The 18,412-nt window shown below is 68.5% G+C and carries 18 protein-coding genes and 1 pseudogene; 8 read left to right on the top strand and 11 right to left on the bottom strand.

Annotated features, from left to right (window positions below):
• Positions 1-3 precede the first annotated feature (3 nt).
• From LTV02_RS10800 to LTV02_RS10780, 5 genes are all read right to left on the bottom strand, one after another.
• A complete protein-coding gene (locus tag LTV02_RS10800; RefSeq protein WP_233039862.1) occupies positions 4-438 on the bottom strand; it encodes a GNAT family N-acetyltransferase in 435 nt (144 codons plus the stop codon).
• Positions 439-496: 58 nt separating this feature from the next.
• Positions 497-829: a hypothetical protein gene (locus LTV02_RS10795; protein ID WP_233039861.1), complete on the bottom strand. Its 333-nt coding sequence runs from the start codon at positions 827-829 to the stop codon at positions 497-499.
• Positions 830-931: 102 nt separating this feature from the next.
• Entirely contained in the window at positions 932-1,669 is a 738-nt protein-coding gene (locus tag LTV02_RS10790) for a glutamine amidotransferase (protein ID WP_233039860.1), read from the bottom strand.
• Between the two features lie 184 nt (positions 1,670-1,853).
• Positions 1,854-3,044: an AI-2E family transporter gene (locus tag LTV02_RS10785; protein WP_233039859.1), complete on the bottom strand. Its 1,191-nt coding sequence runs from the start codon at positions 3,042-3,044 to the stop codon at positions 1,854-1,856.
• Between the two features lie 153 nt (positions 3,045-3,197).
• Positions 3,198-4,181 carry a polyprenyl synthetase family protein gene (locus LTV02_RS10780; protein WP_408639397.1) on the bottom strand — a complete coding sequence of 328 codons (984 nt, stop codon included), beginning with the start codon at positions 4,179-4,181 and terminating at the stop codon, positions 3,198-3,200.
• Between the two features lie 420 nt (positions 4,182-4,601).
• Between LTV02_RS10780 and LTV02_RS10775 the strand changes: the two genes are divergently transcribed.
• Positions 4,602-5,300, top strand: coding sequence for a DUF3592 domain-containing protein (locus LTV02_RS10775; protein WP_233039857.1), 699 nt, complete (start codon positions 4,602-4,604; stop codon positions 5,298-5,300).
• A gap of 120 nt (positions 5,301-5,420) precedes the next feature.
• Positions 5,421-5,867, top strand: coding sequence for a nuclear transport factor 2 family protein (locus LTV02_RS10770; RefSeq protein WP_067708944.1), 447 nt, complete (start codon positions 5,421-5,423; stop codon positions 5,865-5,867).
• Here LTV02_RS10770 and LTV02_RS10765 read toward each other — a convergent pair.
• The 3 genes from LTV02_RS10765 to LTV02_RS10755 form a co-directional block, all read right to left on the bottom strand.
• Complete coding sequence (locus LTV02_RS10765; RefSeq protein WP_233039856.1) at positions 5,828-6,523, bottom strand: hypothetical protein; 696 nt, start codon at positions 6,521-6,523, stop codon at positions 5,828-5,830. The two genes, LTV02_RS10770 and LTV02_RS10765, sit on opposite strands and share 40 nt — an antisense overlap.
• Positions 6,524-6,534: 11 nt before the next feature.
• The gene (locus tag LTV02_RS10760) at positions 6,535-7,098 is read right to left on the bottom strand and encodes a hypothetical protein (RefSeq protein WP_233039855.1); all 564 of its coding nucleotides are present in this window, start codon (positions 7,096-7,098) and stop codon (positions 6,535-6,537) included.
• 79 nt (positions 7,099-7,177) lie between these two features.
• Positions 7,178-8,059: a TIGR03621 family F420-dependent LLM class oxidoreductase gene (locus LTV02_RS10755; RefSeq protein ID WP_233039854.1), complete on the bottom strand. Its 882-nt coding sequence runs from the start codon at positions 8,057-8,059 to the stop codon at positions 7,178-7,180.
• A 181-nt stretch (positions 8,060-8,240) separates the two neighbouring features.
• Here LTV02_RS10755 and LTV02_RS10750 point away from each other — a divergent pair, with 181 nt between their 5' ends.
• From LTV02_RS10750 to LTV02_RS10740, 3 genes and pseudogenes are all read left to right on the top strand, one after another.
• The gene (locus LTV02_RS10750; protein WP_233039853.1) at positions 8,241-9,476 is read left to right on the top strand and encodes a helix-turn-helix domain-containing protein; all 1,236 of its coding nucleotides are present in this window, start codon (positions 8,241-8,243) and stop codon (positions 9,474-9,476) included.
• A gap of 146 nt (positions 9,477-9,622) precedes the next feature.
• Positions 9,623-10,723: pseudogene (locus tag LTV02_RS10745) on the top strand (aldehyde dehydrogenase family protein); the annotation flags it as partial.
• Positions 10,724-10,997: 274 nt separating this feature from the next.
• A complete protein-coding gene (locus tag LTV02_RS10740; RefSeq protein WP_233039852.1) occupies positions 10,998-11,405 on the top strand; it encodes a DUF779 domain-containing protein in 408 nt (135 codons plus the stop codon).
• Positions 11,406-11,454: 49 nt separating this feature from the next.
• On the opposite strand, the gene LTV02_RS10735 is transcribed toward LTV02_RS10740, so the two are convergent.
• From LTV02_RS10735 to LTV02_RS10725, 3 genes are all read right to left on the bottom strand, one after another.
• Positions 11,455-12,276 (bottom strand): class I SAM-dependent methyltransferase, encoded by an 822-nt coding sequence (locus LTV02_RS10735; RefSeq protein ID WP_233039851.1) that lies wholly within the window; start codon positions 12,274-12,276, stop codon positions 11,455-11,457.
• A 58-nt stretch (positions 12,277-12,334) separates the two neighbouring features.
• Entirely contained in the window at positions 12,335-13,888 is a 1,554-nt protein-coding gene (locus LTV02_RS10730; protein WP_233039850.1) for a succinic semialdehyde dehydrogenase, read from the bottom strand.
• A gap of 171 nt (positions 13,889-14,059) precedes the next feature.
• A complete protein-coding gene (locus LTV02_RS10725) occupies positions 14,060-14,902 on the bottom strand; it encodes a hypothetical protein (protein WP_233039849.1) in 843 nt (280 codons plus the stop codon).
• A 253-nt stretch (positions 14,903-15,155) separates the two neighbouring features.
• Here LTV02_RS10725 and LTV02_RS10720 point away from each other — a divergent pair, with 253 nt between their 5' ends.
• The 3 genes from LTV02_RS10720 (at position 15,156) to LTV02_RS10710 (ending at position 18,402) form a co-directional block, all read left to right on the top strand.
• Entirely contained in the window at positions 15,156-15,620 is a 465-nt protein-coding gene (locus tag LTV02_RS10720) for a hypothetical protein (RefSeq protein WP_233039848.1), read from the top strand.
• A gap of 177 nt (positions 15,621-15,797) precedes the next feature.
• On the top strand, positions 15,798-18,020 hold the full coding sequence (locus LTV02_RS10715; protein ID WP_233039847.1) for a sensor histidine kinase: 2,223 nt from the start codon (positions 15,798-15,800) through the stop codon (positions 18,018-18,020).
• Entirely contained in the window at positions 17,998-18,402 is a 405-nt protein-coding gene (locus tag LTV02_RS10710) for a roadblock/LC7 domain-containing protein (RefSeq protein ID WP_233039846.1), read from the top strand. Before LTV02_RS10715 ends, LTV02_RS10710 begins: the two co-directional genes overlap by 23 nt.
• The last annotated feature ends 10 nt before the right edge of the window (positions 18,403-18,412 follow it).

Raw genomic sequence — 18,412 nt, 5'->3', positions numbered from 1 at the left:
CCCCTACAGTTCCAGTGTGAAGTGATGGGAGGTGATCGCGAAATGATTCCGCATGTACAGCCGGTGCGCGGCGGCCCGCTGCGCTCCGACCCCTGAATCCAGATGCACCGCTTCACATCCCAGCCGCCGCGCCTCCGCGATCACCCACGTCAGCAAGGCCTCGGCATGCCCGTGACCACGCGCCTCGGGCAGCGTCGAGACATCATCGACGTAAACGTGATGCCCCCAGGCGGTATTGAACGCTTCCCGGAATCCGAGCGCCGCGACCGCGAACTCGTGCGCCCCGTCGAACCCGCCCACCAGCCGGTACCCGGCCGGCCGCAACCGCTCATCGATCAACTCGACCAATGTGTCGGTACTCCAGCGGGGCCGTAATTCCAGCAGGGCGGCAGCCGCCAGATCGGTCCGTCCTTCGGGTAGCTCGCGAATTTCGGTCATGCTCCGCGACAGTAGCCGAAGGGTCGCCGGCCCCGGTGGATCGACATCGGTTCGGGCGTCAGGCGCACTCGCCGGTGGTGAGGTAGGCGCTGTCGAAGACGACTCGGTTCTCGGTGTCGGTGACCGTCACGCCGTAGCCGCTGTTGGAGGAGGCGTGGAAGTTCACGTAGCCCTCCGGTGCGATCACCGCCGCCGGCGTCCCGAGGGAGCAATCCGCGATCAGGGTGCGGCCGGATGCGCCGGCCAGGTCGAAGTCGTAGCGGAGGACGTCCGATTCGGCGTCCACGGTGAGGTATTCGATCCGCGTCGCGAAATCGCCGCGCCGGACGATGACCCGGTAGACGCCGGGTTCGGGGAAGCGGTGCGATACGCCTGCATCGATGGTGCTCATGCTGCGTTCCTAGGTCCGTGGAATTCCTGCGGGTATTCCGGATTCCCAGCCTGCTGCGATCGTTCGCCGCGCACACGAGTAGTCGCGTACTCGTTTTCGGGCCTAATCGGCGCGGTAGCGCTGCACGAACCCGCGCAGGATGCGCTGCGGTGCGACGATGACCTCCCGATGGCCGATCGCGGTCAGCTGCTCGGCCTCGCTCGGATCGAAATATCCTTGGTCCCGGTAGATTTCGATGCGCAGGGCCAGGCCGTGACCGTCCAGCTCGGGATGGAACTGGGTCGCGTAGACGTTCTCGCCGACCCGGATCATCTGCACGGGGCACTCGCGCGAACTGGCCAGCAGCACGGCTCCCGGCGGCACCTCCTGACAGGCCTCCTTGTGTCCGGCGAACGCCCGGAACGAAGGCGGCAGGTCGCGCGTGAGCGGATCTTCCCGCGCCTGCGGCGTGAGCTCGATGGTCAGCGGCCCCGCCGACTCCGCGAACCGCTCCTCGCTGACCCGCCCGCCGAGCACCTCGGCCAGAATGCTCAGCCCGTAGCACGCCCCCAGATACGGCAGATCCCGCCGCACCACCTCGACCAGCACCTTCTTCAGTTTGGGCTCGAACAGCAGCTGATACGGATACTTCTTGTCCTCGGGATTGCTGACATTGCTCGGCCCGCCGCCGACGATCACGCCCCAGAACTCGTCCAGGTCGAGATCGGGCAGTTCATGATTCATCTCGATCCGCGTCACCTGTGCGGCCCGCAACCCACCGGCCTCGAGGATCGCCTCGTATTCCTGATCGGAGGCCGCTTGTTCCGGGCGTAACTGCAGCAGTAGACAGCGCTTGGCCATGGCACACATTGTCAGCGTTTCCGACCGGTCTCTCTCGAATATCGCCCGCCCGGGTGAGCCGATGCCGCCGGCCTGCTATGCTGCGTGAAGAAATCTTCACTGCGGGGAGTTCGAGTTATCTGTAACCGGCGGTTACACTAAAATCTCCTCCTCCGCGAAACCCTCGGAACGCTCGCAATCCGGCTCATTCCTGCCGTTCCTCGTCCAGCGACGGGAAGACCGTCTCGCGCAGCAGCACCAGCAGCGCCGCCGCCACCGGAATCGCCAGCAGCGCGCCCGTGATGCCGAGCAGCGCCCCGCCGATCAATACCGCCACCACCGTGACCACCGCGGGCACCTGCACCGTGCGCCCGATGATGCGCGGTACCAGCAGATAGTCCTCGACCATGCGCAGCACGATGAAGAACACCACCGTCGCGATGGCCACCGGCAGCGAAACCGTCAGTGCGACAAGGGCGACGATGATCCCGGCCAGCGTCGACCCGACGGCGGGAATCAGATCCAGCACCGCCACCAGCACCGCCAGGATGAGCGGATACGGCACGTGGAACGAGTACAGCCAGCAGAACGTCAGCACGGCGGTGATCAGCGAGATGAGCACATTGCCGAGGATGTAACCGCCCACCTTCGCGAAGATGGCGTCACCGAGCAGAATCGCGCGCGGTCGCCGCTCGCGCGGGAACAGGCGATAGACCGAGGCCCGGATGCGGGGGAAGTTCGCCATGAAATAGACGGTGAGCACCAGCACGATCACCGTCGAGGTGAGCAGGCTGAACACCGTGCGGCCCGCGTTCAGCACCCCGCCGGCCACATCGCTCGAATTCTGGGTCAGCGTGCGCTGCACCCGATCCTGCAGCTGGAACCGGGTATTCAGTTCCGCCACCAGCGGATACCGCTCGCCCAGGTGCGCCACCGTGTCGGGCGCGTGGTGCAGCAGGCCGCGCCCCTGGGTGACCAGCGGCGTGATCGCGGCCGCCAGGAAGCCCGCGAACAGTCCCACCATGACCAGGAACACCGTGGTGACCGCCGCCCAGCGCGGAAACCACGGCCGCACCAGCCAGGACACCGCCGGTTCCAGCCCGATCGCCAGGAACAGCGCGATTCCGATCAGCGTCAGCACCTGCCCGGCCGCCAGCACCGCCTGGATCAGCGCATAGGTGGTGGCCACCCCCGCCGCGCCCATCACGCCGATCATGAACGGGGACCGCCGATCGAACTTGCGCCCCGGCCGGCCCAGCGGATGCCGGGCCGAACGCGCCTGCGCCGCTTCGGCTTCCGCCTCCAGAATGGGCTCGCCCTCGGCGCGGGTATGCGGTTGCGCGATGACGTCCCGATGCCCCTGGGCGCCCGCGTGCTCCTCACCCGTCGCGTTCACCGTCGATCCTCTCCGTGCCGGCTCGGGCACGGAGCCGGTCGTGCTCGCAGCGCGTCGCCGGGGCAGCCCTCGGAGCCGCGTCGTTGTGCCTGCTCAGGCAGTAGCCGGTCGCGGCGGCCACAAACCGGGGAGTCCCGCGGCGCGATCGGTGATTCAGCGATCGCGATAGGCCACCAGGTGCGCCAGCGCGACCAGATCCCCGGCCTGCGGTTCGGGCGGTAAGGCGGCCAGCGCGGTCTCGAGCGCGGCGGCGGCGCGGACCAGCGTGCGTTGCCGCCCACCGGCCGCCTCGACCAGATCCGCCGCGCGGGCCGCCCGGGCCGGGGTCATCGGCTGGCGTGACTGGTACATGCGTGCCAGCTCACGTCCCGCCCCGGTGCCGGAGGCCAGCGCGCACACCACCGGGAAGGACTGCTTGCGATGAATCAGGTCGCTGTGGGCGGGTTTTCCGGTCACCGCCGGATCGCCCCAGATGTCGATGGCGTCGTCGACGAGCTGGAACACCAGGCCGAGCTGGCAGCCGAAGGTGTGCATGGCGGAAACCACGGCGTGGTCGGCGCCCACGCACAGCGCGCCGAGCGCACAGGCGCAGCCCAGCAGCGCACCGGTTTTCCCGGCCGCCATGGTCAGGTATTCGTCCTGGGTCACGGTGGCACGGGTTTCGAACGCGCAGTCCTCGTACTGGCCCCGGCACAGGGTGAGGGTGGCGCGCGCCAGCCGGATCACGGCCTCGCCGCACACTTCGTCGGGTACGCCGTCGGACAGGACGCCCAGCGCGAGCGCCTGCAGCGCGTCGCCGAGCAGGGTGGCATTGGTCTCGCCCCAGATCCGCCAGACGGTCGGACGGCCGTGGCGCATCGGATCGGTGTCCATGACGTCGTCGTGGACGAGCGAGAAGTTGTGCAGCAGTTCGACGGCGGCCGCGGCGTGCCGGGCCGATTCGACCGTCCCGCCGCAGGCCGCCGCCGCGGCGAAAGTCAGCGCCGGCCGCAGTGCTTTGCCCTGCGTGCCGGTGGTTTCCGCGCCGTGTTCGTCGCACCAGCCGAAGTGGTAGGCCGCCATCAGGTCCAGGGGTTCGGCCAGGGAGTTCACCGCCGCGCGCAGCACCGGATCGATCGCGGTGCGCGCGCGGGCCAATTGGCGGCGCGCGGCCCGATCGCCGAGACCGTGGTCCCGGGTGTCGGGCGAGGGTTTTCCGGGTTCGCCTGTGCGCTGGCAGGTTTCGGTGCGGGCGGCCACGACCGGACGGGATCGTCCCCATCGCCGTTTGCCGTCGGGATGCTGTCCCGCAATGGTTTCGGCTGATTTCGGCAATCGCATGTTCGGCCCCGCTCGCTCGGACACGGCCGCCGCTGCCACCCGTCGGGGAAACGTGGGCGGCCATGCGTGGAAGCCCATCCTCCCACCTGGGGCGGAGTTCCCGGGCCGGAGCACGGATCTCGGTTCGGCAACGGCCGGTGCGAACGGGTCTCAGGACGGTGAACCGGGCAATAGCGACGATCCGGACGTTTGGCAGATCTATCAGCATGTTCTACCGCTATGCGCGATCCTGGAGGTATGTCCGGACAGGTGATGTCGGGAACGCGGGGCGCACTGTTCGGTGTGGCGCTCGGAATCGCGCTCGTCGCAGCGGCATTGGTGTGGGCCGCGGTGAATGTGCGCGGGCTGGCCGGCGCCGAACGGGTGGACGGCATCGTCACCGCGGACTCCCAGGGCAGCGCGCGCATCGTCGAATACACCGCGGCCGACGGCAAGCAGTACACCACCCGCACCACAGTGAGCACCGTGCTGCACCACTACCGCACCGGTGATCGCGTCCCCGTGGCCTACGATCCCGCCGACCCCGCGCACGCCCGCCTGGCCGACTTCACCACGGTCTATTCACCTTCGGTGTTCATCGGCGGTTTCGGATCGCTCTTCGCGGCCGCCGCCGGCTGGGGTTATCGCAGCGCCCGCGCCCGCCGGCACCTGGGCGCGTGGCTCGACGGCAACGGCCGCGAGATCTGGATTCCGGCCCGGCACGCCCGCGTTCAGATCACCGCCCGCGACTCCAGCACCGGCCGACCGACCCGCTTCAGCGTGAACGTGTACTGGGTCGACAAACCCACCGGCCGCACCTACACCGCCGACAGCGACCCCCTCGACACCGACCCCACCCCCTTGCTCGCCGCCGGACACCCGGTCCGCGTCCTGTACGACCCGGCGAACCCCACCCGCAATCGCCTTGCCCTGCAACCGGAACCGCACGAACACTGACGACCGGTCTGGACGAGATGCATTGCATCCCGGGATCTTTGGGAAAACACAAGATCAGCCGCAGGACTTCCGTACGCTGGCGCTCCGACCCAGCACACGTTTTCGCACCACGGAGGCATCATGCTGTCCCTGCAGGAGATCTCGGACCGTTTCGAAATCGAGGACCTCATGGTCCGGTACTCGCACGCGGTGGACACCCACCAGTGGGACCTGCTGGACGAGATCTTCACCCCCGACGCGCATATCGACTACACCGCGATGGGCGGGCCCGCCGGGGATCTGGAATCGACCAAGAAGTTCCTGGCGGGGGTGATGCCGCACTTCTCGGCGTTCCAGCATCTGCTGGCCAATTCCTCGGTCCGGGTGGACGGCGACCACGCCACCGCCCGCACCATGTGCCACAACCCGATGCTCGTGGCCGGTTCCGACGGGCACACCCAGCTCATGCTGTGCGGCCTGTGGTACCACGACACCTTCGTGCGGCTGGACGGACGGTGGCGGATCAAACAGCGGGTCGAGGAGAAGAGCTACATGTTCGTCGCCGCGCCCGCGGTGTCGAGCAACTGATCGAACAGCTGCCGGTACCCGCGCAGCGCCTGGCGCAGCTCCTCGGTGTCGTCGTGTTCCGCACGCGCCCACCGGTTCTCGAGCGCCTGCCGGCGCTGCGCGTAGGACTCGGTCAGCTGCTGGATAGTGCCTTCGACCAGACCGTTCGCCCGGGTCACCGCATCGCGCGGATCGTCGACGAACATGGTCTGCACCTCGCGCCATTCGTCGCGCAGGCGGCCCAGATCGGCTTCCGCGAGCACCCGCTCGCCGCCGTTCCCGCCGGGATGTCCCGTGCCGGAGTGCGGATTCGATTGCGCGACCGTATTATCCGCTCGCTCGCCGCCGAGTCCGGGTGCGACCTGAGCGCCGCCGGGCGACCCACCGCCCGGCTCGCCCGGCGCCCCCGCGTGCTGCGGCGGGGTCCCGCCGTGCCGCTGCGGTTCGGTGAATCCATGCTGTCCCGCCTGCGGATCGCCCGGCGTCGGCCGCAGCTCACCGGTCTCCGCGTCACGTCGTGCCCGCGTCTGATCCGGCTCGCCCGCCGGCATCTCCTGCCCGGGCCGCATCACCTGCCGGTCGGGAGCGTCGTCCGCGCGCAGCCGCGCGTCCACTTCCGGTTGCGTCTGTCCCGCATCGGGTTCGGGCTGATTGCGGCGGTCCCTGCTGATCTTCATGATTCCGTCCTCTACTTCCGATGTGCGGGCTGCCCGGCGTCGCGGCCGTCCAGCAGATCCACGAACAGCGCGCGATAGGAGACGATCGCCGAGCGCATATCCTCGGTCGACACCTCACCGCGCCCGGCCCGGCTCGCGATCTCGTGCGCGGTCCGGTACTCCTCGAGCGGCCGCGCGTGCGTCACCGACAGATCCGCCACCTGCTGGTCGTAGCTGCCGGTCGGATACCCGCGCTCGCCCATCACCCGGGTCAGCAGCTGATCCGCCGCACCGAGCGCGCCGACCGGATCATCGATGAACTGCTCCTGCACCTGCGCGAATTGCAGTCCGTAGCGCCGCTTCTCGTCCTCGCTGAGCTCGCGCAGCTCCAGCTGCTCGTGCCGCTTCTCCCGCTCGGTCAGCTCGCGTTCCGCGACCTTCCGGTTCTGTGCCTCCGCCACGGTCCGGTCGTATTCCGGCCCGAACCGGTCCCGCAACCTGCGGCTCCGCATGCGCGGCAGCAGCGCCAGCGCGACCACCGCCAGAATCGCGATGATCACCACAATGACGATCACCGTCCACAAAGCGCCCGACATCCGTTCCTCCTAGCCGAGTTCGTCGTTCTGCCGACGCAATGCCTCGCTGGAAGATCGTCAAACGTGCCGGGAGCGCCCGCTATTCGCCGCGCAGCAGCGGAATGAGCGGCGCGAAGCGTTCCATATTGTGCTCGAGGACGCTGAAGTAGTTGAAGCCGAAGCGGTCTCGGCGCTGATGCAGCGCGGCGGCCATTTCGTCGAGGCGGCCGATGAGCAGGGTCGGAATATCGGCGGGATCGTCGGCGAGGCCGAAGGGCAGGTGGGTGGTGAGGCGTTCCAGCGCCGCGTCGCGTTCCTCCGGTTCCACCACGGCCTGGATCAGCAGGTTCAATTCGACCCGGTCGCCGCGCGGGCCGAGCAGTTCGCGCACGTAGTCGGTCTTCTTGGCGGTGGTCGCGGAATCGGCGAGGCTGATGTGCCCGCTGTCGGCGGCGTGCCCGCCGGTGAAGGCGATGATGTCGGCGCGCTCGGCGGCCAGGCGCAGCACCCGTTCACCCCAGCCCGCGATGAGCAGGGGCGGACCGCCCGGTTGCGCGGGGGCCGGCTGGTATTCGGGGTTCGTGAACAGCTCGCGGAGGGTGCCGATGGTGTGTTCCAGATGCCGGACCCGCTCCCCCGCAGAGGGGAACGGTATTCCCGCGGCATCGAATTCGGCCTGCACGTAGCCCGCACCCAGCCCGAGCTCCACCCGGCCGTCGGTGAGCTGATCCAGACCCGCCACGTCCCGCGCCAGCAGCACCGGATTATAGAAAGGAGTATTGAGCACGAACGTGTTCAAGCGTGGCCGCTCGGTCACCGACGCCGCCAGCATGAGCGCGGGAAACGGCGCCGGCAGGTTGAGATGGTCCGGCACGCCGATCACGTCGTAGCCGAGTTCCTCGGCGCGGCGGCATTTCTCGATCCAGGCGGCCCGCGAGCCGGGGACGGTGAGGTTCACGCCGAAGCGGAAGGGAAGCACCATGGATTCCTGTCTACCAGCCTGATTCGCCGCCCGCGGGCTGCGCGAACGCCGACTCGGCGAACACTGCGAAGCGAACTCGGCGGAATTAACGCGCGCTGTGCCCGGAATTGGGCTGCACGCGATGGGGGCACGCGCCATCATGGGGTATCGCAAGTCCGGCTGCCCGCGAGGAGATTGTGCGATGACGCAGGTGCCCGCTCGCTCGGAGCATCGTGCCGAGCTGGAGAAGGCGTGGGCGCGCTGGGCCACCGGGATGGGCAAGGCGACCGGTCGCCCCCGCCAGCTCGACGCCGTGCCCACGCTGCGCCACGAAGTGGTGGAGTCCTGGGAACGTTCGCTACGCACGGTCGATCCCTCCCGCGCCGTCGCCCCGGCCACCGACCGCGACGAATTGGGTTCGCGCTGGGCCGAATCGCCGCTGCGCACGCCGGTCACCGAACTGGCGGGCGAGCTGCGCGCCATCACCGAGGACGCGGGCATGATCGCGGTGGTCACCGACGAGGTCGGCACCGTGCTCTTCAGCTGCGGCGACCGGTCCGTGCGCCGCCGCGCCGAAACCGTCAACCTCGCCCCCGGCGGCTGCTGGGACGAACCGTACATGGGCACCACCGGCGTCTCCATGTCCCTGCACACCGGCCGCCCCGGATCCGTCTGGGCCGCAGAGCATCTGGTGGAGGCCCTGCACGGCTGGGTCTGCTACTGCGCGCCGATCCGCGCCGCCGACGGCCGGCAACTGGGCGTGCTGGATCTGTCGACCTATTGGGACCGCTCGCATCCGCTGATCCTCACCACCGTGCGCGCGCTGGTCACCGCCATCGAATCCCGTGTGCACGTGGAACAGTCGCGCCCCGCGCCCCGCACCCGCCTGGAATGCCTGGGCCGCCCGCACCTGTACAAGGCGGGGAAACCGGTCGCCATGCGCCCGCGCCAGCTGGAGATCCTCACCCTGCTGGCGCTCGAACCCGAGGGCTTCACCGCGGAACGCCTGCGCGAGGCCGTCTACGGCGACCGGTCCGTCGCGGCGAGCACCCTGAAGGCCGACGTCTCGCGCCTGCGCCAGGCCACCGACGGCCAGATCGCCGACCGCCGCTACATGCTCACCGAACCCATCGGCTGCGATGCGCTGGAACTGCTGGCCGCGCTGGAAGCCGGTGATCTCACCACCGCGGTGCGCCTGTATCGCGGTCCGCTGCTACCGGATTCCGATATCCCGGGCATCGTGCAATGGCGCGAGCATCTCGACGTCTGCCTGCGCACCGCCGTGCTGGCCGACCGCAATCCCGAGCACGCCCTGCGCTTCGGCCAGCGCTGCCCCGACGATATCGAGATCCACGAGCACGCCATGTTCCTGCTGCCGCCCGGCGACAGCCGCCGCGCCCTGGCCGCCGCGCGCCTGCACACCGCCACGAGAGGCTGAGCCGCAACGCTTTCCGGACGCCGGCGCGGCGCCAACCGGGTTGCAGTGACCTGCCTACTTTTCACCAACCCAGCGGCAACCTGCCGCCAACCACACCGGTTCATAGTGACCCCCGTCACCGCAGCATTGCGATCAGGAGCCGCGCCATGATCTATGCCGAACCGGGCGCCGATGGCAGCATCGTCGCCTATAGCCGCCGCTATGACAACTTCATCGGCGGCGACTGGAAAGCCCCGATAGAAGGCCGTTACTTCGAGAATCCCTCGCCGATCGACGGTGAAACCTTCTGCGAGGTGGCGCGTTCCGGGGCGGCCGATATCGATATGGCGCTCGAAGCCGCGCACCGGGCCACGGCGACCTGGGGTGCCACGTCGGTGACCGACCGTGCCAATATCCTGAACAAGATCGCCGACCGGATCGAGGAGAACCTGGAGCGGTTGGCGGTCGCCGAGACCTGGGAGAACGGCAAACCCGTCCGCGAGACCCTCGCCGCGGATCTGCCGCTGGCGGTCGACCATTTCCGCTACTACGCGGGAGCCGTTCGCGCACAAGAGGGTTCGCTCTCGGAGATCGACGCGGACACCATCGCCTACCACTTCCACGAACCGCTCGGCGTGGTCGGGCAGATCATTCCGTGGAACTTCCCGATCCTGATGGCGGCCTGGAAACTGGCGCCCGCGCTGGCCGCCGGCAACTGCGTCGTCATCAAGCCCGCTGAACAGACCCCGGCCTCGCTGCTGCTGGTCGTCGAGCTCATCGCCGATCTGCTGCCGCCCGGAGTTCTCAACGTGGTCAACGGATTCGGCGTGGAAGCGGGCAAGCCGCTGGCGTCCAGCCCGCGGGTGGCCAAGATCGCCTTCACCGGTGAGACCACCACCGGGCGGCTCATCATGCAGTACGCGAGCGAGAACATCATCCCGGTCACCCTGGAGCTGGGCGGCAAATCGCCCAATATCTTCTTCCCCGATGTGGCCGCGGCCGACGACGACTTCCTGGACAAGGCGGTCGAAGGGTTCGTCATGTTCGCGCTCAACCAGGGTGAGGTGTGCACGTGCCCGTCACGGGCGCTGATCCATTCGTCCATCTACGACGAGTTCATGGCGCGCTGTATCGAACGCACCAAGGCCATCAAGGGCGGTAACCCGCTCGACGATTCGACCATGATCGGCGCGCAGGCCGGACCGCTATCAGCAGAGAACCCTTGGTCCCACGTTCACCGAAGGAGCGGGGCCTCTGATCTTGAAGGCGTAGCACACATACCCCCGAATTCATCTGCGGGGCTGGTGTATTTAGACCGTGATCGGAGTTACCCGATGCTACAGTGCAGCGGGATGCCGTGATAACCAAACGGTATTCGATGGGTGTTCTCGCCGCAGGGCTTGCGGTGACAGCCTGTGGAGACCTCGGGGTCACCGGGTCTGTGAAGCAGGAACCAGCAGGGAAACCGCGAGGGACAACCTGCCCAATCTCCGCTTGGTGGGGTTGGAATCCCCCTGGCTCAGGCCATGGGGAGGACGTCAAATGAAGACGGGTTCCGTGTCCAGGGTGAGCATCACCGAGGCGGCCGCCGACGTGTTGCAAGGGCTCATCTCCCATCACGGCCCGGTGATGTTCCACCAATCCGGCGGCTGCTGCGACGGCAGCTCCCCGATGTGCTACCCGCTGGGCGAGTTCCGGGTGGGCGCGGCCGATGTAATGCTGGGCCGCGTCTTCCCGGACACCGCGTTCTGGATGAGCGCCGACCAATACGAATACTGGCGGCACACTCACCTCACCGTCGATGTCGTTCCCGGCAGAGGCGGCGGATTCTCCCTCGAAGCGCCGGAAGGCGTCCGATTCATCATCCGGTCGAGACTATTCACCGATACCGAGACGGCGGTGTTGGAAGCGGCTCCCGCTCCGCCCAGAGGCATCGACTTGACCGGATGAGAAGCGGTGGCGCGGCCGGTTTCTCCGGGCCGGCCGCGCCACCGCGCCCCTACTCCGCTTTCGGGGCGACGCCCGTGCCCAGCCACGCCGTCGTGGACAGCGCCTCGCCCGGGGTGTAATGCGCCTCAAGGTGGTCGATCATGGCCTGCTCCTGGGCTTTCCAGACCGCCGGATCGGTGGTGCTGCGAGCCATGTGCATGGGCGCGCTCCCCCTCGTGAGCTTGTCCCACAACTGCCGGGCCGACACATAGGCGAAGGATTCGGTGTGCGGGCGCACGCTCACGTCCGTGAAACCGGCTGCCCGCAGCTCCCGCTCGAACACCTCCGGATTCTCCAGGGTGAGCGGATTCGGTTGCGGCACCGCGAATTCCGGATTCCCCGCGTGCACCGCCTCGTACAGCAGCGTCATCAACGGCGAATCGGCGACCGGCGCCCAGCTCGACACCACCGCCAGCCCGCCGGGCCGCAGCACCCGGCGCAGTTCGGCGAAACCGCGGGCGCGATCGGGGAAGAACATGAGACCGAAGATGGAGAACGCGACGTCGAAACGTCCAGAGGCGTAACGCAATTCCTGTCCGTCGCCGACCCCGGTCAGCAGATTGGTCGTCCCCGCCCGCATGATGGCATGCCGCAGCCGCCGGATCATTGCCTCGGAGAAATCGACCGCGACGACCTCGCGCACCAGCGGCGCGGCGAGCAGGGCCAGGGTGCCCGGGCCGGTGGCGACGTCGATGATCGTGGTATTGCGCGCCGGCGCGGCCAGCCGCAGCGCCTCGACCGCGAACGGCCGCATCAGGTCGGTCATCACATCGTCGTAGCCGTCGGCGATATCGTCCCAGGGTGTGGGCGCGGCCAGCGGGTTGTCCGGCATCGGCATTCCTTTCGACCGGCCCCAGCCTACGCAGGGCCGGGGCGGCCGGCAGAGTGCCCTAGCGACCCGGCAGGAAGCGGATGCCGCGCGCCAGCGTCATGAGCAGCGGCTGCCACTTCTCCTGCGAAAGCAGCGGCGGCGGATCGAGATTCAGGAATCGGGTGACCACGACGGTCTGCGGTTCGGTGAACTTGAGCAGCCCGTCGGGACCGTGCCGCCGGCCCACGCCGGAGATGCCCATCCCGCCCATCGGCGCGCCGGTGGTGCCCCAGGCGGGCGCGTAACCCTCGTCGACGCACACGGTTCCGGCGTGCAGGCGTTCGGCGATGCGCTCGCCCGCGGACTTGCTCTCCGCCCAGACGCTGGCGTTCAGGCCGTAGGCGGTGTCGTTGGCGCGGGCGATGGCCTCTTCCACATCGGCCACCGGGTAGATGGAGACCAGCGGGCCGAAGGTCTCGTTGCGGCCGCACTCCATCTCGTCGGTGACGTCGGCGAGCACGGTGGGCTCGTAGAACAGCGGACCCAGATCCGGGCGGGCATTGCCGCCGGTCAGCACCTTCGCGCCCTTGGAGACCGCGTCGGCGACATGCTTGGTGACCGTCTCCAGCTGGGCATTGGAGATCAGCGAGCCCATATCGGCCGAGAAGTCGTAGGCGACACCGAGTTTCGCTTCCTTGACCGCGGCCACGAACAGGTCGGTGAATTCGGCGGCCACCGACTGCTCCACGTAGAGCCGCTCGATGGAGATGCACAGCTGCCCGGCGTTGGAGAAGCAGGCCCGCACCGCCGCTTTGGCGGCCTTGTCGAGCTTCGCGCCCTTGGTGACGATCATCGGATTCTTGCCGCCGAGTTCCGCGGAGAAGCCGATCAGCCGCCGCCCGCACTGTTCGGCCAGGGTGCGGCCGGTCTCGGAGGAACCGGTGAACATCAGGTAGTCGCAGGAGTCCACGATGGCGGTGCCGACCACGGTGCCGGGTCCGGTCACCACCGCGAACAGATCGCGCGGCAGCCCGGCGCGGGCGAGCAGTTCGGCATTGGCCAGCGACGAATACGGCGTCTGGCTGTCCGGTTTCACGACCACGCCGTTACCGGCGAGCAGCGCCGGGATGGAATCGCCGATCGAGAGCAGCATCGGGTAGTTCCAGGGCGCGATCACCCCGACCACACCCTTGGGCACATGCCGCACGGCCGCGCGATTGAGCACCGGGAACGCGCCGGGCACACTGTGCGAGGTCAGCAATTGCGGTGCGACGCGGGCGAAATAGCGGGCCGCGAACATCAGCCCCATGATCTCTTCCTGAGCCGCCCAGCGCGCCTTGCCGGTTTCGGCCTGCACGATGTCCATCAGGTATTCGCGGTTCTCGACCACCAGTTCGCGATACCGCTCGAACACCTCGGCCCGCGCCTTCGGCGTGCGCGCCGCCCATTCCACCTGCGCCGCACGGGCTTTGGCCATGGCCTCGGCGACATCCGCGGCGGTGCCGACCGGCACGGTGCCCAGGGTCTGTCCGGTGAAAACCTCGGTGATCGCTCGATTCTCGCGGTCCTCGGTGGTATCCACCGCCGCGAAGGTCCGCAGACGTTCGAACACCGCGGGTGCCGGGACGGGCATCGTCGCCTCCTACTTACAAGTAACTTGCCGGTACACACAATCTACCCCGGCGGGCGGGCCCCGGATGCCGACTACCGAACTCGGGCCGGTCGGGTCGGGTTTCGGGCCGGAAATGTCGATTCGGCGCGGCTCCGTGGGGAGCCGCGTCGAATGCGCTGTTCGAGTTGGATATCAGGGCTTCAGCACGCACGGGTCGGTGGGCAGCAGGCCCCGGTTGACCACGTTGTTGCCGATCTGGACCGTCACCTTCGACTCGACCGGGGTCAGGCCGTTGGCCGAGATCTTGACGGTGAAGGCCTGGGTCTCGGTGGTGGCCGCGATGCACTTCGCGCTCCAGGAGATCGACTTGCCGTCGGCGGCGATCGAGAAGGCGACGTAGTCCTTCTTGGGCTCGGCGCTGGTGACCAGTTCGATCTTCGGCGTCACGCCGGCGGGGGCGTCGACCAGATCGGCGATCGGGGTCTCGGCCTGGCCGTTGGTGTTCACCGACGCGGTGTCCTGCTTGGCGACCAGCTGCCCGGTGGCGCCGCCGACCGGCAGGGTGGTGGTCAGGGTGTTGGACGAGGCGTTCGACTGGAACGCGCCGTTCGGGGCGAAGCCCTTGACCTCCGCCTCGCTGGAGATGGCGGTGTTGGCGGCGGTCTTGCTGTCGACCATGACGGTCATGGTGGCCGAGGCGCTCTTGGTCTTGGTCACCTCACCGAGGGTGAACTGCACCTTCTTGCCCTGCAGGTTGCCGCCGGACTGGTAGGTGGTGCTCTGCGGAACCGTCAGCTCCGCAATCACATTGGTGAACGAGTCGTTGCCGGTGGTGCTGACGGTCAGCGTGCAGGCGACCTCGTCGCCGGGGAACAGGCTGCCGGGCGTCTGCACGTCCTTGCACTCGTATTTGGTGGTGGGGGTCGCCACGGCGTAGGCCGGAGCGGTCCCGAACTGGAGCCCGGCGGCCGCGAGCGCGAACGTCGAGGCGACCATCACGGCCCGTTTCAGCGCGGGCTTGGGGGCACTGGTCATTGTCTTTCACCTTCCTGGTCGGTTGATCGCCCCCGCGCTGTGTGCGGTTCCGATCACCCTTGCTCTCTGCTGCACCCAGGTTCGGCGGACCGACTCTGCATCCACCAATGAACGACTAACGGCCCAGCATCCGACCGGTTTGCCCGTTTCAAAAATTGATCTGTAACTCCCCGCGCGTCGGTGACGAAGAATCCCGCAGCAGTACCACCGAATAGCAACCATCGAGTTCACCGTTCGGAAGGGATTGTTCTTCATGCGCAGCTTCACGTATCGGGTCGCGGCTCTTCTCGCGACCGCAGCTCTGGTCACCGTCCCGTTCGCGGGCACGGCCCAGGCCGAAGATCCGGCGCCACTGTATTTCCGGGCCGGCACCTTCAGCTGCTCCATCGCATCCGACGGCACCGTCGGCTGCGATCTCGCCGCTTCGGCTTGGCTGACGATGAGGGTCGGCCAGGTCGATATCCCGCTCCCGTTCCAGGTCACCCAGATCGTCATCGACGTCCCCTGGGCCCCGGGACACCCGGGTTTCGCCCCCGGCGCCTACACCATGGCCGGCGGCAACCCGAGCATCGATCAGGTGGCGACGGGCAGTGATACGTGGGGACCGTGGGTGGAGCATGCCGGCGCGAAGTGCGCCGTGGGATTCCACGGCAGTTTCTCCTGCACCAGCAAGGGACACACCTTCGCCCGGTACGGTTCGGCCATGTCGGCCAGCTGAAACCCGGAAAGCCCACCCGCGCCTGAGGGGTCGCGGGTGGGCTTTCCGGAAAGTCGTGTGGCACGTTGCCTTTCGGGATCCGACGGCTTACCGAACGGGCGTTCCGGTAGTCAAACGACGTCCTGCTCAAAAGGACTCGCCGGGCGCGCCCGCACGCGCGATGGCTACGTTCGGGCAATGCTCAAACCGCGGCTCGGTGTGCGGACCCGGATTCTGGCCATCGCGCTCGTGCCGAGCCTGGCCCTGGTCGTCATCGGGATCAGCGCGACCGGTGTCCTCATCGACCACTCCAACAATGCCCGGACCTGGGCCGACGAATTGCGCGACGGGATCGGGCCGACCCGCGAGATGATCGCCGCGGTGCAGCTGGAACGGCGGATCACGTTGTGGCGCACTGCCGGAATGGCCACCGACGTGCGGGAGCTGACGGCAGCGCGGGCGCGGCTGGACGAGGCGCTGCGGGGCCTCGCCCCGGCGCAGTCGCGGCTGTCGGATCTGGGGCCGCAGTCGATGAAGGACAGCACCGAGGCGATGGGCGGGCTGGGGCGGCAGCTGGCCACCATTCGCGCGGGGATCGACGCGGGCACGCTGCCCGTCGAGGACGCGTACCAGTTCTACAGCGGCATGCCCGAACTCGTGCTCGCGGGCGTGCGGATCGCCGAACAGACCGCGCCCGACGCCGCCACCGCCAGTGAGCTCACCGAGGCCGAACAGGTGTTGCGCAGCCTGGAGGCGATGAGCCGGGTGACCGCGCTGGGGGCGACGCTGGTCGCCGACGAGGAATTGCCCGCCGCGCTGGCCGCGGAGTACGTGCGCTTGGCCGGGTACTACCGGTTGCGCATCGAACAGTCCGTCGGCGACAGCGATTCCGACCAGGCCGCGTCGGCCGAGAAACTGGTCAGCGGGTCCGCGTGGCAGCAGCTGGGCGCGATGGAAGCCGTACTCACGCAACGCACCCTGCCCCGCTCCCCCGGCGCCCGGGCCGCCACGCTGCCGTTGACGGTGGCGGAATGGACGGCCGCCGCGGCGACGGTCGACCGGGAGCTGGCAGATCTGTGGCAGGCCCAGAACACCGAGGCCCAGCGCCTGGCCGGGGACGCCGCCGCCGACACCACTCGCCGATCGCTGCTGGCGGCGGCGGGCATGCTGATCGTGGCGCTGGGCGCGATCGCGGTGGCGCTGGTGCTGGCCAACCGGATCATCCGGCGGCTGAAGCGTTTGCGCGACCGCACCCTGGCGCTGGCCGACGAGCAATTGCCCGAGACCATGCGGCGGCTGGCGGCGGGCGAATCCGTCGACGACGAGCTGCAGGCGCCTCGCATGGATTTCGGCCGCGACGAAATCGGCCAGGTGGCCTCGGCTTTCGGGCACGCGCACGCGGCGGCGGTGACGGCGGCGGTCACCGAGGCCCGCACGCGCGAAGGCGTGCGCGCGGTGTTCCTGAACATCGCCCATCGCAGCCAGGTGGTGGTGCACCGGCAGCTCGAGCTGCTCGACGAAGCCGAATCCAGTCAAGAGGATCCGGCGCTGTTGGAGACCTTCTTCCGGCTGGACCATCTCGCCACCCGGGAGCGGCGCAATGCCGAGAACCTGGTGATCCTCGCCGGTGGCCGGCCCGGCCGCCAGTGGCGCAATCCGGTGCCCCTGCTGGATCTGATCCGCAGCGCCGTCGGGGAGACCATCGAGTACACGCGGGTGCGAACCGGGCGGGTGCCAACGGCTTTCGTGGCCGGCCCGGCCGTCGGCGACCTCATTCACCTGCTCGCCGAACTGATCGACAACGCCGCGTCGTTCTCCCCGCCGCAGTCGCGGGTGGAGATCACCGGCAATACGGTGGGCCGCGGTGTCGCGATCGAGATCACCGATCAGGGCATGGGCATTCCCGACGCCGCACTCGAGCGAATCAATGCCCAGCTCAACGACCCCGCCGACTTCGGCATCACCACCCTGTCCCACGATTCCCGCCTCGGAGTCTTCGTGGTCTCGCAATTGGCCGCCCGCCACCGCATCTCGGTCCGGCTCGCCGAATCCGACTACGGCGGCATCCGCGCGATCATCCTGATCCCGGCCCAGCTCCTGGTCGAGGTGGCGTCGAGCCCGCGCGACCTGCTGCCCGCCTTGCAGCGCACCGACCTGACGCCGGCCGATCACGACAGGTTCAAGCCGTCGCTGCCCAAGCGGCAGCGGCAGGCCGCTCTCGCGCCGGAGTTGGCGCACGACTCGGGCGCGAGCATGCCGCCCGCACGCGGCGAAGTACCCGAGCGCGGTGCCGATCAGGCGCGGGATCTGTTCTCCGCCATCGAGAACGGCACCAGGCGCGCGCGGGAGAGCGATCCGGGCGCGGCTGGCGCGTCCGGCGGATGGACAGGAGAACGCGGTGAACACCCACCATGCCGGTGATCTGGACTGGCTGCTGAACGATCTGGTGGAGAAGCTGGCGGGGGTGCGGCACGCCGTCGTGCATTCCACCGACGGGCTGCTGCTGGCCAATTCGTCGCGGATGAGCCGGGAGGACGCCGAGCATTTCTCGGCCATGTCCTGCACGCTCTACGGCCTGTCCCGCAGCGCCGGGCAGCGGTTCGACGGCGGCCGGGTGCGGCAGGCGGTGATCGAGCTGGATCACGCCGTGCTGTTCGTGACCGCGGCGGGCGACAACGCCTGCCTGGCACTGCAAACCACGGCCGACGCGAACCTGGGCATGGTCGCCTACGAGATGAACATGACGGTGCAGCGCGTCGGCACGTTTCTGTCCACCGGCGCCCGGCGCGGCGAATTCGGCTGAGCTCCAGCGA

Source organism: Nocardia yamanashiensis (assembly GCF_021183565.1).
Lineage (GTDB): Bacteria > Actinomycetota > Actinomycetes > Mycobacteriales > Mycobacteriaceae > Nocardia > Nocardia yamanashiensis.
Note: the sequence above shows the minus strand (reverse complement) of the source record. Positions and strands in the feature narration are given on the sequence as shown.

Coding starts and splice junctions, on each gene's coding strand:
- LTV02_RS10800 (WP_233039862.1), bottom strand. CDS start 438: ATGACCGAAATTCGCGAGCTACCCGAAGGACGGACCGATCTGGCGGCT.
- LTV02_RS10795 (WP_233039861.1), bottom strand. CDS start 829: ATGAGCACCATCGATGCAGGCGTATCGCACCGCTTCCCCGAACCCGGC.
- LTV02_RS10790 (WP_233039860.1), bottom strand. CDS start 1,669: ATGGCCAAGCGCTGTCTACTGCTGCAGTTACGCCCGGAACAAGCGGCC.
- LTV02_RS10775 (WP_233039857.1), top strand. CDS start 4,602: ATGTCCGGACAGGTGATGTCGGGAACGCGGGGCGCACTGTTCGGTGTG.
- LTV02_RS10770 (WP_067708944.1), top strand. CDS start 5,421: ATGCTGTCCCTGCAGGAGATCTCGGACCGTTTCGAAATCGAGGACCTC.
- LTV02_RS10765 (WP_233039856.1), bottom strand. CDS start 6,523: ATGAAGATCAGCAGGGACCGCCGCAATCAGCCCGAACCCGATGCGGGA.
- LTV02_RS10760 (WP_233039855.1), bottom strand. CDS start 7,098: ATGTCGGGCGCTTTGTGGACGGTGATCGTCATTGTGGTGATCATCGCG.
- LTV02_RS10755 (WP_233039854.1), bottom strand. CDS start 8,059: ATGGTGCTTCCCTTCCGCTTCGGCGTGAACCTCACCGTCCCCGGCTCG.
- LTV02_RS10750 (WP_233039853.1), top strand. CDS start 8,241: ATGACGCAGGTGCCCGCTCGCTCGGAGCATCGTGCCGAGCTGGAGAAG.
- LTV02_RS10740 (WP_233039852.1), top strand. CDS start 10,998: ATGAAGACGGGTTCCGTGTCCAGGGTGAGCATCACCGAGGCGGCCGCC.
- LTV02_RS10735 (WP_233039851.1), bottom strand. CDS start 12,276: ATGCCGGACAACCCGCTGGCCGCGCCCACACCCTGGGACGATATCGCC.
- LTV02_RS10730 (WP_233039850.1), bottom strand. CDS start 13,888: ATGCCCGTCCCGGCACCCGCGGTGTTCGAACGTCTGCGGACCTTCGCG.
- LTV02_RS10725 (WP_233039849.1), bottom strand. CDS start 14,902: ATGACCAGTGCCCCCAAGCCCGCGCTGAAACGGGCCGTGATGGTCGCC.
- LTV02_RS10720 (WP_233039848.1), top strand. CDS start 15,156: ATGCGCAGCTTCACGTATCGGGTCGCGGCTCTTCTCGCGACCGCAGCT.
- LTV02_RS10715 (WP_233039847.1), top strand. CDS start 15,798: ATGCTCAAACCGCGGCTCGGTGTGCGGACCCGGATTCTGGCCATCGCG.